This window comes from Massilia sp. CMS3.1 (assembly GCF_051262535.1).
Lineage (GTDB): Bacteria > Pseudomonadota > Gammaproteobacteria > Burkholderiales > Burkholderiaceae_D > Telluria.
Genome location: NZ_JBIMES010000002.1, coordinates 156,626 through 171,000, shown reverse-complemented (window position 1 = coordinate 171,000; position 14,375 = coordinate 156,626). Strand labels below are relative to the sequence as shown.

The window sequence follows — 14,375 nt, the reverse complement described above, 5'->3', positions numbered from 1 at the left end:
GCTGGCCTTGACCTGCCGGATGCGTTGTCGTTTCCGCGTCTCGTTCCTGAACCTGTTGCCGCTTCGTCGGCCTGCCATGCGACCGGCCCGTATGCCAGGACGTCGCCGCTTCCATTCTGCTGCGTATCCAGCGCCGCCTTCCGCAGAGCGCGGCCTGTAGTACCTGCTTGGCCGGCAATCGCACCCCAACTATTGTATTCTCGCCTCGTTCGGCTAGACATGTCTCTTGGGCATGCCCCTGGCGCCTCTCTTATACCTGGATCAAAGACACCCATGAAACTGTATTTCAGCCCCGGGGCCTGCTCCCTCTCTCCGCACATCGTCCTGATCGAGGCAGGCCTGGACTTCAGCCGAGCGCGTCGACTTGCGTGAAAAGCGGACGGCGGGCGGTGATTTCCGCACCATCAATCCGAAAGGCTATGTGCCGGCCCTGACGTTTGATGAAGGTAGCCTGCTGACCGAAGGTGCGGCCATCGTCCAGTACCTGGCCGACCTGGCGCCAGCCACGGGACTGCTGCCACCTGTGGTGACAGAACACGTTATAAAGTGATTGCCTGGCTGAGCTACATCTCGTCGGAAGTGCACAAGAACTTCAGCCCCCTGTTCAACCCGGCGGCGACCGACGACATGAAAGCCCATGCGCGCAAGATGCTGGCCCTGCGCCTGGAGTATGTTGCCTTGCAATTGGAGAACCGCGACTACCTGGAAACCCGTTTCAGCGTCGCCGATGCCTACCTGTTCACAGTGCTCGGCTGGGCCGATTTAGTAGAACTGAGCCTGGCGAACTGGCCGGTGCTGGGCGAATACCGCGCCCGCATCGCCGCGCGCCCGGCCGTGCAGCAGGCGCTGCGCACCGAAGGCCTGCTCAAATAAACGGTTGCCGCCCTGTTTGGCAGGGCGGTAACATGGCCACATGACAAGTCAACGCTACATTGCCCTGATCCGCGGGATCAACGTCGGCCGCGCCAAGCGCGTGGCCATGGCCGACTTGCGCAAGCTCATCGGCGACCTCGGCTACCGCGACGTGCGCAGCGTCCTCAACAGCGGTAATCTCGTGTTCGCAGCCGATGGGGGCGACCCCGGCGCTGCCGCCGCCGCGATCGAAGAGCAGTTGGTACTCAAACTGGGTGTGGCGGCGCGCGTCATGGTGCTCAGCGGCGCGGAGCTGGCCACTGTACTGGCCGAGAACACCCTGCTGCCGCAGGCCACCGACCATGCGCGGCTGCTCGTATTCATCCTGGGCGACGCCGCCATGCGCGCCGCCGTCGCGCCGCTCTGCGATCAAGCCTGGGGCAGTGAAGCCCTGGCTGTGGGCCAGCGCGCGGCCTACGTCTGGTGCCCGGAGGGAGTACTCGCCAGTGCGGCAGCGGGTGCGCTTGGCAAGCAGTTGGGCGACAACACGACCTCGCGCAACTGGAACACCCTGTGCAAGCTTTACGCGTTGTGCAATGAGCCCGCATTGGTACCGCCGGGCGCCTGACACGGCCCGGCGCGATCGAATGAGGCGGCTACTTAACTCTTCGCTGCTGTCCCGTCCGGCAATTCGGACATGCCTGACGGGAGCGTGAGCGCTTCCCGGGAAAGCGAATCTGCGCCGGTTCCGGACTGCACCTGCGCCGCGCGCCGCAGCCGGCTGCGCCATGTGAAAGAAATGCAACAGCGAGTACATCCCGCCATGTCAAGACACCAAGCATTTCGGCGTTAACTATTGGAACAGTATTAACTGTTTTTCATGTTCGCCAAGCTTGCACCTGCGTTTTTTGCCAAGTCTGCAACGAATTGCGTTGTCAGGTTTTCTACCTATGAGCTCGATCAAGAAATTTTAAGCGTGGCGTATACATCTGCGTTTTCTTTACGGGTATAGTCTCCCTACCCCTATTGCCTCAGAGCATCAAAATGATGTCGAACTCATATGTTTGGCATTGCCACGGCCTCCAAGGGCCGCAGCCCTTGCCATAGCACTATCCGGAACGGCACCCGCTGTTTGCACTGTCGCACACGCGCCATCCATTTGTAGAGTCCCGATCATGCCCAATTTTGCCCGACTTCAGATTGCTTTCAAGAACGTTTATGTGCGCATTGCCGCCGCCGTCTTGCTGGGCGCCGTCACCGGCATCGCCATCTATTCGGCCGATGCGCCACAAGACCCGAGCCCGGTCGTTCATTCGCAAGACATTTCCGAGATCACGCGCCTGGCGGGCCAGAAGGACAAGCTCGACTACCTGATGGTGGCCAAGCCGCTGTCGGAATCGCCGCGCTACGTCTTCAAATTCAAGAACGCGCCCGAACTGCACGTGGTCAAGGTGCCGAGCACTTCGCACCTCTCCCTGGAGCGTGAAGTGCTGCTCAAGAATGCGATTCCGTATTCGATCGCCAAGGACGAGTTCCTCGCGTCGCACAAGGCCGTGCTCGACGAGGGCGGTTCGGTTGGTGCCGATGCAGCCGACTTCCTCCAGCGCCACGCGTTCGAGATCGTCTTGCTGCTGTTGATCATCTACTGCCTGAAGTTCGGTATCCCGGGCACCGGTTCAAGCGCGAACATGATCATGCCGGACAAGCTCAAGGGCAGCATGGATGACCTGATCGGCATGGAAGACATCAAGCAGGAAGTGCTGCACCTGGAAGACATGATCCGCAATCGCGAGGAATACCAGTCGCACAACATCGACAAGCCGTTCAATGTGATGCTGACCGGGCCTGCCGGCACCGGCAAGACCAAGCTGGTCGGTTACCTGGCCAAGCGGCTTGACATGCCGCTCATCCAGGCCTCCGGTTCGGCGCTGGAGTCGGGTTACGTCGGCGGCGGCTCGAAGGCCCTGAACGCCCTGTACCGCAAGGCCTGCACCAAAGGTAAATGCATCATCTTCCTGGATGAAGCGCAAAGCCTGTTCATGCCGCGCGGCCGCAGCGAGAAGAAGTGGGAAGACGACACCGCCAACACCCTGCTGGGCCTGCTGGATGGCGTGAAGAGCGACAAGGGCCAAGGCGTGATCTGGGTCGTCGCCTCGAACTTCGACGATGCCTCGACCGACATGGACGAAGCGATGCTGCGCCGCTTCTCGGTGAAGATCAACTTCCGCCTGCCGAACAAGGGCGAGCGGCGCGAACTGCTGCGCAGCTTCCTGTCGCGTAAAAAAGAAGGCCTGGTCGACTACGAGGACCTTGACCTGGACCAGGTCGCCGACATCACCCAGAACCTGAGCCCGGCACTGCTGGAAACCGTGGTCGAACGCGCGTCGATGCTCTCGATCCAGGAAAAGACGATCATCAACACCGACCTGCTGTTCCGTGCCTACGAGCGCGCCACGATCGGCTTGACCGACCGCGCCACGACGCTTGAGAAGCACAAGCAGCGCGAGCGCATCGCCCTGCATGAACTGGGCCACTTCTTCATGCAGATCGACCCGCACCTGCGCGCCGGTTTGTCCCTGGCCGAAGTCAAGGAAAAGTCGCACCTGCTGAAAATCAGCACCGAAGCGGTCTCCAAGATCGGCGCGCTCGGCTATGTGCTGCAATCGGGTGACGACATGTCGCTGCGCACGCTGGAAGAACTCGAGCGCGACGTGGTCGGCCTGTATGGCGGCATGGCGGCCGAAGAACTGTTCTACGGCGCCCGCGGCATCTCGGTCGGTGCCCAAAACGACATCGAAAAAGTCACCAAGATGCTCAACCTGATGGTCAACCGCCTGTCGATGTATTCGCGTTCGAAGATCGACTACAGCCAGCTGAAGAACGACGCCAGCGGCGAGCACACGCTGCGCCAGATGGAACAGAAGGCGGATGAACTCTACAGCTACACCTTGGGCGCGATGCGCGACTACCGCGCGCTGATCGAATCGCTGAAGGACACGCTGCTCGAGCAGTACGTGCTGTCGAAAGACGCCGTCTTCGCGCTGCTGGAAGAACGCAAGGAACTGCTGCACTTCGCGCCGCGCCATGCGAGCCTGAAGCTGTGCTCCGAAACCGGAGAGATGGTCGCCGCCTGAGTGTGCACCTGGAATAAAAATGCCCGTCCCGGAGTCATCCGCGACGGGCATTTTTTTGCAAGGACCCCTCAGTGCGCGTGTTCCTTCTTTTCTAGCGTCTCCATCACATAGCGCATCATGCTCCCGGCCAGCTCCTGCTCGCCGAGGAAGACCTTGCCGCCCGTCTCCTTGCGCAACAGCTCCGCTTCCTCCTCGTTATGCGTACGCACCACGCAGCGAATGGCCGGATTGAGCATTTTCGCCGTTTCGACCATCGTGCGTACATGGAAGGTGTCGGGTGTGGCGATCACCAGCACCGCCGCGCGCGCAATGTGGGCCTGGATCAGCACCGCAGGTTCCGCGGCATTGCCCACCACCGCCGGCTGGTCCTGGCGGCGCAGCATCTCGACCAGCTCGCGGTTCTGTTCGGCGACGACGAAGTGCACGCCTTGCGCCGTCAGTTCGTCGGCGATGCGGCGTCCGACGCGGCCGTAACCGACCAGCACGACCTGGCCGGTGAGGCGCTCGTGCGGCACCGTCATCGGCAGTTCGGCCAGCGGATCGGGCGAGGATTCGAGCTTGCGCACGGCATCCGAATTCGCCCGCAGCCAGCGCTGCAGCGGCTCGATCGCCTTGAACAGCAGTGGGTTCACCGCGATCGAGATGATGGCGCCGGCCAGGATCAGGCTTTGCCCTTCCTTCGGCATCAGCTCCAGCGAAATGCCGAGTGCGGCCAGGATGAACGAGAACTCGCCGATCTGCGCCAGGCTGGCCGAGACCGTAATGGCCGTGTTCAGCGGATAGCGCAAGGCGAGCACCAGCGCCATGGCCGCGATCGACTTGCCGAAGATGATGACGGCCACCACCGCCAGCACCTTCAAGGGGCTCTCGACCAGCACCATCGGATCGAACAGCATGCCGACCGAGACGAAGAACAGCACCGAGAACGCGTCGCGCAGCGGCAGCGACTCTTCGGCGGCGCGGTGGGAGAGGTCCGACTCGCGCAGCACCATGCCGGCGAAGAAGGCGCCCAGCGCGAACGACACGCCGAACAGCTCGGACGAACCATAGGCGATGCCGACCGCGGCAGCGATGACGGCCAGCGTAAACAGTTCGCGCGAGGCCGTTTTCGCGACCTTCCACAAGAACCAGGGAAAGAGCTTGCGCCCGACAATGAGCATGAAGGCGATGAAGGCGCCGACCTGCAGCAGTGTCTTGCCAATCGCCAGCCACAGCGAGGTGTCGCCGCCGGCCCCTTTACCGCCGAGGGGGCCGGCGAGTGCCGGCAGCAGCACCAGCACCAGCACCGTCACCAGGTCTTCCACCACCAGCCAGCCGACCGCGATGCGGCCGTTCATCGAGTCGAGGATCCCGAGGCTTTCGAGGGCGCGCAGCAGCACCACCGTGCTGGCCACCGACAGCGCCAGCCCGAACACCAGGCCCGCACCCAGGCTCCATCCCCACAAGTGCGCCATGCCGATACCCATCGCGGTGGCGACCGCGATCTGCAGGATGGCGCCGGGCAGGGCGATTCTCCGCACATCGAGCAAGTCACGCAGCGAGAAGTGCAGTCCCACCCCGAACATCAGCAGCATTACCCCGATCTCGGCCAGTTGCGAAGCCAGCCCGACGTCGGCCACGAACCCCGGTGTGGCAGGGCCGATGACGATGCCGGCAGCCAGGTAGCCGACCAGCGCCGGCAGTTTCAGGCGCACGGCAAGCATGCCGAAGATCAGGCCGAACCCGAGGGCGGCGGCGATGGTGGTGATCAGGGTAAATTCGTGATGCATGCAGGACCGTTCCTTATCAAGGTGGAATCACACCAGTATAAGTGACGTAGACGACACCCCCGGAAAATAGAGGACTACCTCGGCTCTCTGCCTGGCTCGCACCGCCATTGGCTGGCTATAATCGATTCGATAAAGGCCGCCAGCAGATACTGAGGGCCACAAACGCACAAACAGGAGACAGCATGAACAAGGTATTCGTCACGGGCGTCGGCATGATCCCGTTCGCCAAGCCGGGCGCCAGCGCGCCCTACCACCTGATGGCCGGCGAGGCCACCCGCGCCGCGCTGCAGGACGCCGGTGTCGACTACGGCGACATCGAACAGGCCTATGTCGGCTACGTGTACGGCGACTCGACCTGCGGCCAGAAGGCGCTGTATGGCGTCGGCATGACCGGCATCCCGATCGTCAACGTCAACAACAACTGCTCGACCGGCTCGACGGCCCTGTTCCTGGCGCGCCAGGCGATCGCCAGCGGCGCGGCCGAGTGCGTGCTGGTGCTCGGCTTCGAGCAGATGAGCCCAGGCGCGCTCGGTTCCGTCTTTACCGACCGCCCGGCACCGTTCGACGACTTCGATGCCGTCACCGACCGCCTGGTCGGCAAACCCGAGATCCCGCTGGCGCTGCGCTATTTCGGCGGCGCGGGTCTGGCGCACATGGAAAAGCACGGCACGCCCCTGGAAGCATTTGCGCAAATCCGCGCCAAGGCCAGCCGCCACGCGGTGAACAATCCGCTGGCGCTGTTCAGGAAGGAAGTCACGGCCCAGGACGTGCTCGACGCACCGATGATCTGGCCCGGCGTGATGACGCGCCTGATGGCTTGCCCGCCGACCTGCGGCGCCGCTGCCGCGGTGCTGGTCTCGGAAGCATTCGCCAAAAAGCACGGCCTGCGCGCCGACGTGTTCATCGCCGCGCAAGCGATGACGACCGACCGCGCCAGCACGTTCGAGGCGAACGACATGATGCGCCTGGTCGGCTACGAGATGAGTCGCGAGGCCGCGGACAAGGTGTATCAGCAATCCGGCATTGGCCCGGACGAGCTGGACGTGATCGAGCTGCACGACTGCTTCGCGCACAACGAGCTGATTACTTACGAGGCGCTCGGCCTGTGCCCGGAAGGCGGCGCGGACAAATTCATCCGCGATGGCGACAATACCTACGGCGGCAAGGTCGTCACGAATCCGTCGGGCGGCTTGCTCTCCAAAGGCCACCCGCTGGGTGCCACGGGCCTGGCACAATGTTTTGAACTGACCCACCAGCTGCGCGGCAGCGCCGGCGCGCGCCAGGTCGAGGGTGCGCGGACGGCCCTGCAGCACAACCTGGGCCTGGGCGGCGCCTGCGTGGTCACCATGTATCGTGCGGCGTAAGGAGACAGGATGGACATGACACCCTCCTGGATGAATCCGGAACTGGAAAGCTTCCGTGACGCCGTGCGCCGTTTCGTCGCCAGCGAAGTCGCCCTGCACGGCGAACGCTGGCGTCACCAGCAGCACGTCGACCGCGAACTGTGGACCAAAGCCGGCGAGATGGGCCTGCTGGCGGCCGACATCCCCGAAGAATACGGCGGTTCGGGCGGCGATTTCGCCCACATGGCCATCGTCTTCGAGGAACTCGGCTACGCCGGCGACATGGCCTTCGGTTTGCACGTGCATGCGATCGTCGCCCACTACCTGCTCAACCAAGGCAGCGAAGAACAGAAACAGCGCTACCTGCCCAAACTGGCCAGCGGCGAGATGATCGCGGCGATTGCGATGTCGGAACCGGGTGCCGGCTCCGACCTGAAAGGTATCCGCACCACCGCCGTGAAGGGCGATGACGGCTACCGCGTCAACGGCTCGAAAACCTTTATTTCGAACGGCTACCTGGCCGACCTGGTGCTGGTGGTGGCGAAAACCGACCCGGCGGGCGGCGCGAAAGGCATCTCGCTGATGTTGGTCGAAACCCGCGACAACCCGGGCTATCGGGTCGGGCGCATCCTCGAGAAAGTCGGTCAGAAGGGGCAAGACACCTGCGAGCTGTTTTTCGACGACGCCCACGTGGCCTTCGACGGTATTCTCGGCGGCGGCGAGGGCAGGGGCTTCATGCAGCTGATGACCGAGCTGCCCTATGAACGCACCATCATCGGCGTGGCCGGCGTGGCGGCGATCGAGCGCGCCTTAAGGCTCACCGTCGAACACACGAAGGAGCGCCGCGCCTTCGGCCAGGCCCTGATCGAGATGCAGAACACGCGCTTCGTGCTGGCTGAAATCAAGACCGAAGCGACGGTCGCGCGCATCTTCATCGACCGCTGCATCGAAGACATGCTGGCGGGGCGCATGGACACGGTGCGCGCCTCGATGGCGAAGTACTGGATCTCGGATTTGCAGTGCAAGGTCGTCGACCAGTGCGTGCAGCTTTTTGGGGGCTACGGCTACATGCTCGAATACCCGATCGCCCAGATGTACGTCGACGCCAGGGTCCAGCGCATCTACGGCGGCGCCAACGAGATCATGAAAGAAATCATCGCCAGATCGTTGTAAAGGATAGCTTCATGCCCGGACCCCTCACCGGAATCAAAATCATCGAAATGGTCGGCCTCGGTCCTTGCCCCTTTGCCGCCATGATGCTGGCCGACATGGGCGCCGAGGTCATCCGCATCGACCGCAAGACCAAGCCCGGCGCCGACAACCCGTTCCCGATGCTGGGCACGAAATTCGACGTCATGGCGCGCGGCCGCCGCTCGCTCGCGCTCGACCTGAAACATCCCGACGCACGCGAGGTCGTGCTGGCCTTGGTGGCGCAAGCCGACATCATCATCGAGGGCTTTCGCCCCGGCGTGATGGAGCGCCTCGGCCTCGGCCCCGACGCCTGCCACGCACGCAATCCCAGGCTGGTCTTCGGGCGCATCACCGGCTGGGGCCAGCACGGCCCGCTGGCCCAGAGCGCCGGCCACGACCTGAACTACATTGCCCTGTCCGGCATGCTGCATGCGATGGGCCGCGACGATTCGCCCCCAAGCCCGCCCCTGAACCTGGTCGGCGACTTCGGCGGCGGCGCCATGATGCTGGCCTTCGGCGTCGTCTGCGCCGCGCTGGAAGCGCGCACATCGGGCAAAGGCCAGGTGGTCGACGCCGCCATGACCGACGGTTCGGCACTGCTGGGCGCGATGATGTACGGCCTGCGCGCCTTCGGTTCGTGGAACGACAAACGCGAAGCGAACATGCTCGATGGCGGCGCGCCGTTCTACGACACCTATGCCTGCCTTGATGGCAAATTCCTGTCGGTGGGTGCGATCGAGCCGCAGTTCTACGCCCAGTTGCTGGCGCTTTCCGGCGCCGTCGACCCCGCGTTCCAGAAACAGTGGAGCCAGAAGCGCTGGCCCGAGCTGAAAGCGAAATTCGCGGCGCTGTTCGCCACCAAAACCCGTGACGAATGGTGCGCGCTGTTGGAGGGAACCGACGCCTGCGTCGCACCCGTGCTCGACATGGCGGAAGCGCCGCTGCACCCGCACAACCAGGCACGCGGCGCGTTTATCGAGATCGACGGCGTGACCCAGCCGGCGCCGGCGCCGCGTTTCAGCCGCACCGAATCGGAAGCAGGGCAGGCCGCAGCCACGCCGGGGCAGCACAGCGCCGACATCCTCGCGGACTGGGGTTGGTCGATCGAGGCAATCGAATCGCTGAAATCTACCGGGGTCATATAGGATGCTCACGGTAACGATGAGCTACCGTGAGCGCCATGACCAAGCAACTTGAACTCGACAACTCGAAACGGCTCGCGCTGGGGTTTTTCATCGGCGCGGCGCTGCTGTTCGTCCTGAGTTTCTTCCTGCCTCCGTCCTGGTGGACGGGCCTGTTAAAAGCCTTTGCCGAAGCGGCGATGGTCGGCGCCCTGGCCGACTGGTTCGCCGTGGTCGCGCTGTTCAAGCGGGTGCCGATTCCAATCGTCTCGCGCCACACGAATATCATCCCGAACAACAAGGCCAAGATTGCGGACAACCTGGCGCTGTTCGTGCGCGAGAAATTCCTCGATACCGAATCGATTCTCAAGCTGATCCAGAAACACGACCCGGCGCAGAAAGTCGCCGACTGGCTGGTGAAACCCGCGAATACCGATCAGATGGGCGGCTACCTGGTGAAGGTAGCGAGCTGGATACTCGACTTCACCGACGAATCGGCGATCCAGAATTTTCTGCGAAAAGCCGTGCACACGATGGTCGGCAGCGTCGACCTGTCGAAATCGGCCGGCACCATCCTGGAAAGTCTGACCAAGGGTGGGCGGCACCAGGAACTGCTCAATGAAGGCATTCACCAGTTGGCGCAATTGCTGGATAACGGCGACACGCAATCCTATATCTCGCAAGGCATCGTCGACTGGCTGAGGGAAGAATATGCCTTCATCGAAAAGATGCTGCCTTCGGAACTCATCGGCCGCAAGGGCGCCGATATCGCGGTGCGTCTCGCGTCCGGCATCCTGAACAAGGTCGCGGCCGACCCCGCGCATCCGCTGCGCGCGCGCTTCGACGTGTTTACCGCCGAATTCATCGAGCGGCTGAAAAACGATCCGCAGTTTTCGCAAAAAAGCGAAGAAATCAAAACTTATCTGCTGCACGACGACACGCTCAACAATTACCTGAAATCGCTGTGGGGCGATTTGAAGGCCTGGCTCAAAAAGGACCTGGACAGCGAAGACTCGACCCTGCGCCGGCGTCTGGCGGCAACCGGCGCCTGGCTCGGCAAAACCCTGGCCGAGGACCCGCAACTGCGTCAGTCGCTGAACGACAACCTGGAACTGGCTGCGCGCGCCGCGGCGCCCGAGTTCGCCGTCTACCTGACCCGGCATATCGCCGACACGGTGAAACACTGGGACAGCGCCGAAATGTCAGAACAAATCGAACTGAATATCGGCAAGGATTTACAATTTATTCGCATAAATGGAACGATTGTTGGCGGGCTGATCGGCGTGATCCTGTACCTGCTGTCGTCCCTGCCGGGCATATTGCGTTGACGCGTTCAGGCGGGCGTCGAATTCGAAGGGCAAAGCGTACTATCGGCTCATCCGTCCAAGAGGAAGCATCATGGAACAGGCACTGAACGCATGGCTTGCAGCCCATCCCGATATCGAAGCGATTCCGGGGCGCGATCTGTTCATCGTGGCGCGCTACCTGATTCCCATGGAAGCGACGCTGATGCAGGGCTGCCTGGAAGCGTCCGGCATACCGGCGGTACTGGCCGACGCCCATTTGATGCAGGCCGATTTGCTGTTGGCGCCGGCATTGGGCGGGGTGCGCATCCTGGTGCCGGCCTCGTTCGTGCAGCAGGCGCAGTCGGTGATGGAGGCATTCAAGCGCGGCGAATTCGCGCTCGATGAAGATAGCGACGTCGGATAGAAAAAAAGCCACCGGTTCTCGCGAAGCGGTGGCTTTTTTGATCGTTGAACCATCCTGGTGGTGATAGGTGGACTTGAACCACCGACCCCAGCATTATGAGTGCTGTGCTCTAACCAACTGAGCTATATCACCGAAACCCTATACAGCAAAATGGCCCGACTCGCATGAGCCAGGCCATTTGCCTGAAATTCTGTGGTGGTGATAGGTGGACTTGAACCACCGACCCCAGCATTATGAGTGCTGTGCTCTAACCAACTGAGCTATATCACCAAAAGAGAACGCTATTATCCAAGGCGCAGCGCGTTGTGTCAAGGCTGTGTACGTCGAGCAACCGCGGTTTGTCGCGGCGCTGCTAACTTGGCAAGCCGTTCAAGTGCGCCAGCATCTGGCCCGCCGGATCACGCCCGAGGCAGTCGATGACGATCCGGTCCGGCATCGCGCGCAGCCAGGTGATCTGGCGTTTGGCGAGCTGGCGCGTGGCGATGATGCCCGTTTCGCGCAGCGCCGCGCGGTCGATTTTGCCATCCAAATACTCCCAGCTCTGGCGGTAGCCGACGCAGCGCATCGACGGCAAATTTGGCGATAAGTCGCCCCGTGCGCGCAGGCGCGCCACTTCGGCGACGATCCCTTCGTCGTCGGAGTCGCCCAGCATCGCATCGAAACGCAGCGCGATCCGTTTGTGCAGCACACTCCGGTCGCCAGGTTCGAGGGCGAACGAGACGAGCTCGAAGGGCAGCTCGGGCTTGGCGCGCAGCGCCAGCAGTGCCGACATCGGTTTGCCGGTCAATTCGATGATCTCGAGAGCGCGGTTGATGCGCTGGGCGTCGGCAGGCGCCAGGCGCGCGGCGGTGACGGGATCGAGCGCCTGGAGTTTCGCATGCATGCCGGGCCAGCCGATGCGCGCGGCTTGTGCGTCGAGCGCGGCGCGCACGCCTGCGTCGGCAGTGGGCAGGTCATCCAGGCCGTCGGTCAGCCCCTTGAAGTACATCATCGTGCCGCCGACCAGCAGCGGCAGCTTGCCGCGTGCGCTGATCTCGGCCACCAGGCGCAGGGTGTCATTGCGGAACTGCATGACCGAATAGGCGTCCAGCGGATCGATGATGTCGATCAGGTGGTGCGGCGCGCTCGCCAGTTCATCAAGCGTCGGCTTCGCGGTGCCGATGTCCATTTCGCGATACACAAGCGCGGAGTCGACCGAGATGATCTCGCTTGGGATCGCGCGTGCAATCGCCAGGGCGGCGGCCGTCTTGCCCGACGCGGTCGGGCCCATGATCGCCACCGCCCTAGGCTTGGCGTTGTTTGCTTCGTTTGTCATTTACTGGCCGCGCAGGAAGAGTTTGTCGAGCGCCGAGATGTCGAGCTGGACCCAGGTCGGGCGCCCGTGGTTGCACTGGTCGGCGCGCTCGGTGCTCTCCATCTGGCGCAGCAGCGCGTTCATTTCGGGATTGCTCAGGATGCGGTTCGCGCGCACGGCCGTGTGGCAGGCGAGGGTGCCGAGCAATTCGTTGCGCCGTTCGATCAGCACGCGCGAGCCGCCGAACTCGCGCACGTCGCGCAGCACGTCGCGCGCCAGGGTCTGGGCGTCGGCGTTTTTCAGCAGCGTCGGCACCGCGCGCACGGCGAGCGTCGTCGGCGACAGGGCCGCGATGTCGAAGCCGAGCGCTGTCAACGTGTCCTGGTGGTCGTTCGCGGTGGCCACTTCGATCGCGTCCGCAAAGAAGGTCACCGGGATCAGCAGCGACTGCACCTGCATGTCCTGGCCATCGACCCGGGCGTCGAGCGCGTTTTTCAGCTGCTCGTACAGGATGCGCTCGTGCGCGGCGTGCATGTCGACCAGTACCAGGCCGCGGGTGTTCTGCGCCAGGATGTAGATGCCGTGCAGTTGGGCCAGCGCGAAGCCGAGCGGGAAGTCGTCGTTGCTGGGACCGCTCGAGGGCGCGGGCATGGGCATGACTGCGGTCGATGCCGCCGGCCGCGCCGCGCCATCGGCAAACAGCGCGCCGTAGTTCGCCGTGCTCTGCGCGACACCTGCCTGTTCAGGCGCGTCCCAGCGGCTCCCCGGCGCGAAGGGCGAGGGCGAGAAAGTCTGTGAGGGGGACTCATTGAGCTGCGTGCCGAATCCAGTCTGCTCGTGCGGCCGGCGCCAGTCGGAACCGCCCGATGTCGTGATTCCGGCGGCGGTAATCGGCGCCGGCACGCTGCCGTGCGCCGTGGCCGAAGTGGCGGCCAGTGCGCGCTGCACCGCGTGGAACACGAACTGGTGCACCGCGCGGCTGTCGCGGAAGCGCACTTCGATCTTCGAGGGGTGGACGTTGACGTCGACCAGCGCCGGATCGAGGTCGAGCGCCAGCACATAGGACGGGAAACGGTCGCCGTGCAGCACGTCCTGGTAAGCCGCGCGCACCGCGTGCACCAGCAGCTTGTCGCGCACATAACGCCCGTTCACATAGAAAAACTGGCCGTCGGCGCGCGCCTTCGACGCCGTCGGCAAGCCGGCATAGCCGTGCAGGCGCAAGGGGCCGGCGGCTTCGTCGATGGCCAGGCGCGCCTCGGCAAAGTCGCTGCCCAGGATCTGGCTGCTTCTCTTGGCCATCTCGCACACGTTCCAGTGGTCGATCGTGCGCCCGTTATGTGTCAGGCTGAACGAGACGTCCGGCCGCGACAGCGCGATGCGGCGCACGACCTCGGCGCAGTGGCCATACTCCGTCTGTTCGCTTTTCAGGAATTTGCGGCGCGCCGGCGTATTGAAGTACAGGTCTTGCACGTCGATCGTGGTGCCGCAAGGGCCGGACGAGGGCGCCACAGTCCCCAGATGCGAGCCGACGATTTCCCAGGCGTGTGGCGCATCAAGCGTGCGCGACGTGATCGACACCGCCGCCACCGACGCGATCGAGGCCAGCGCCTCGCCCCGGAAACCCAGGGTCGCGACATGTTCCAGTTCGGTCAGCGAGGCGATTTTCGAGGTCGCATGGCGCGCCAGCGCGAGCGGCAGCTGGTCGGGTGCAATGCCGCGGCCGTTGTCGGTAATGGCGATGCGCTTGACGCCGCCTTCCTCGAGCCGGATCGTGACCTGGGTCGCGCCCGCGTCGAGTGCGTTCTCGAGCAGCTCCTTGACGACCGCCGAGGGCCGTTCGACCACCTCGCCGGCGGCGATCTGCGAGATCAGCTGGTCGTTCAGCTGCAAAATGGGGCGGTGGGTGGGGACGGGCGCGTTCATGCCGCGATTATAACCCCGTGTCTTCACCCTTTCGCGGC

General features: G+C 63.5%; 10 protein-coding genes, 2 tRNA genes and 1 pseudogene. 8 read left to right on the top strand and 5 right to left on the bottom strand.

Annotation, left to right across the window (positions count from 1 at the left end):
• Positions 1–273 precede the first annotated feature (273 nt).
• The 3 genes and pseudogenes from gstA to ACHAC9_RS04385 all read left to right on the top strand — a co-directional run bounded on the left by gstA (position 274) and on the right by ACHAC9_RS04385 (position 3,986).
• Positions 274–873: pseudogene (gene gstA / locus ACHAC9_RS04395) on the top strand (glutathione transferase GstA).
• 40 nt (positions 874–913) lie between these two features.
• A complete protein-coding gene (locus ACHAC9_RS04390) occupies positions 914–1,480 on the top strand; it encodes a DUF1697 domain-containing protein (RefSeq protein ID WP_435757522.1) in 567 nt (188 codons plus the stop codon).
• A gap of 547 nt (positions 1,481–2,027) precedes the next feature.
• Positions 2,028–3,986: an AAA family ATPase gene (locus tag ACHAC9_RS04385; protein WP_435757520.1), complete on the top strand. Its 1,959-nt coding sequence runs from the start codon at positions 2,028–2,030 to the stop codon at positions 3,984–3,986.
• A gap of 68 nt (positions 3,987–4,054) precedes the next feature.
• Here the strand turns inward: ACHAC9_RS04385 and ybaL are convergent, their stop codons facing one another.
• Positions 4,055–5,755 (bottom strand): YbaL family putative K(+) efflux transporter, encoded by a 1,701-nt coding sequence (ybaL, locus tag ACHAC9_RS04380; RefSeq protein ID WP_435757518.1) that lies wholly within the window; start codon positions 5,753–5,755, stop codon positions 4,055–4,057.
• 182 nt (positions 5,756–5,937) lie between these two features.
• Here ybaL and ACHAC9_RS04375 point away from each other — a divergent pair, with 182 nt between their 5' ends.
• The 5 genes from ACHAC9_RS04375 (at position 5,938) to ACHAC9_RS04355 (ending at position 11,120) form a co-directional block, all read left to right on the top strand.
• Positions 5,938–7,119: a lipid-transfer protein gene (locus ACHAC9_RS04375; protein ID WP_435757516.1), complete on the top strand. Its 1,182-nt coding sequence runs from the start codon at positions 5,938–5,940 to the stop codon at positions 7,117–7,119.
• Between the two features lie 9 nt (positions 7,120–7,128).
• On the top strand, positions 7,129–8,271 hold the full coding sequence (locus tag ACHAC9_RS04370) for an acyl-CoA dehydrogenase family protein (protein WP_435757514.1): 1,143 nt from the start codon (positions 7,129–7,131) through the stop codon (positions 8,269–8,271).
• Positions 8,272–8,282: 11 nt separating this feature from the next.
• Positions 8,283–9,434, top strand: coding sequence for a CaiB/BaiF CoA transferase family protein (locus ACHAC9_RS04365; protein WP_435757512.1), 1,152 nt, complete (start codon positions 8,283–8,285; stop codon positions 9,432–9,434).
• A 35-nt stretch (positions 9,435–9,469) separates the two neighbouring features.
• Entirely contained in the window at positions 9,470–10,738 is a 1,269-nt protein-coding gene (locus ACHAC9_RS04360) for a DUF445 domain-containing protein (protein ID WP_435757510.1), read from the top strand.
• A gap of 70 nt (positions 10,739–10,808) precedes the next feature.
• Positions 10,809–11,120 (top strand): putative signal transducing protein, encoded by a 312-nt coding sequence (locus ACHAC9_RS04355; protein ID WP_435757508.1) that lies wholly within the window; start codon positions 10,809–10,811, stop codon positions 11,118–11,120.
• Between the two features lie 55 nt (positions 11,121–11,175).
• On the opposite strand, the gene ACHAC9_RS04350 is transcribed toward ACHAC9_RS04355, so the two are convergent.
• The 4 genes from ACHAC9_RS04350 to mutL all read right to left on the bottom strand — a co-directional run bounded on the left by ACHAC9_RS04350 (position 11,176) and on the right by mutL (position 14,337).
• Positions 11,176–11,252 (bottom strand) — tRNA-Met (locus ACHAC9_RS04350).
• A gap of 61 nt (positions 11,253–11,313) precedes the next feature.
• A tRNA-Met gene (locus ACHAC9_RS04345) sits at positions 11,314–11,390 on the bottom strand.
• Between the two features lie 82 nt (positions 11,391–11,472).
• On the bottom strand, positions 11,473–12,435 hold the full coding sequence (gene miaA, locus ACHAC9_RS04340) for a tRNA (adenosine(37)-N6)-dimethylallyltransferase MiaA (protein WP_435757506.1): 963 nt from the start codon (positions 12,433–12,435) through the stop codon (positions 11,473–11,475).
• Positions 12,436–14,337 carry a DNA mismatch repair endonuclease MutL gene (gene mutL, locus ACHAC9_RS04335; protein ID WP_435757504.1) on the bottom strand — a complete coding sequence of 634 codons (1,902 nt, stop codon included), beginning with the start codon at positions 14,335–14,337 and terminating at the stop codon, positions 12,436–12,438.
• Positions 14,338–14,375: the final 38 nt, after the last annotated feature.

Coding starts and splice junctions, on each gene's coding strand:
- miaA (WP_435757506.1), bottom strand. CDS start 12,435: ATGACAAACGAAGCAAACAACGCCAAGCCTAGGGCGGTGGCGATCATG.
- ACHAC9_RS04360 (WP_435757510.1), top strand. CDS start 9,470: ATGACCAAGCAACTTGAACTCGACAACTCGAAACGGCTCGCGCTGGGG.
- ACHAC9_RS04365 (WP_435757512.1), top strand. CDS start 8,283: ATGCCCGGACCCCTCACCGGAATCAAAATCATCGAAATGGTCGGCCTC.
- ACHAC9_RS04390 (WP_435757522.1), top strand. CDS start 914: ATGACAAGTCAACGCTACATTGCCCTGATCCGCGGGATCAACGTCGGC.
- ACHAC9_RS04385 (WP_435757520.1), top strand. CDS start 2,028: ATGCCCAATTTTGCCCGACTTCAGATTGCTTTCAAGAACGTTTATGTG.
- ybaL (WP_435757518.1), bottom strand. CDS start 5,755: ATGCATCACGAATTTACCCTGATCACCACCATCGCCGCCGCCCTCGGG.
- ACHAC9_RS04375 (WP_435757516.1), top strand. CDS start 5,938: ATGAACAAGGTATTCGTCACGGGCGTCGGCATGATCCCGTTCGCCAAG.
- mutL (WP_435757504.1), bottom strand. CDS start 14,337: ATGAACGCGCCCGTCCCCACCCACCGCCCCATTTTGCAGCTGAACGAC.
- ACHAC9_RS04370 (WP_435757514.1), top strand. CDS start 7,129: ATGGACATGACACCCTCCTGGATGAATCCGGAACTGGAAAGCTTCCGT.
- ACHAC9_RS04355 (WP_435757508.1), top strand. CDS start 10,809: ATGGAACAGGCACTGAACGCATGGCTTGCAGCCCATCCCGATATCGAA.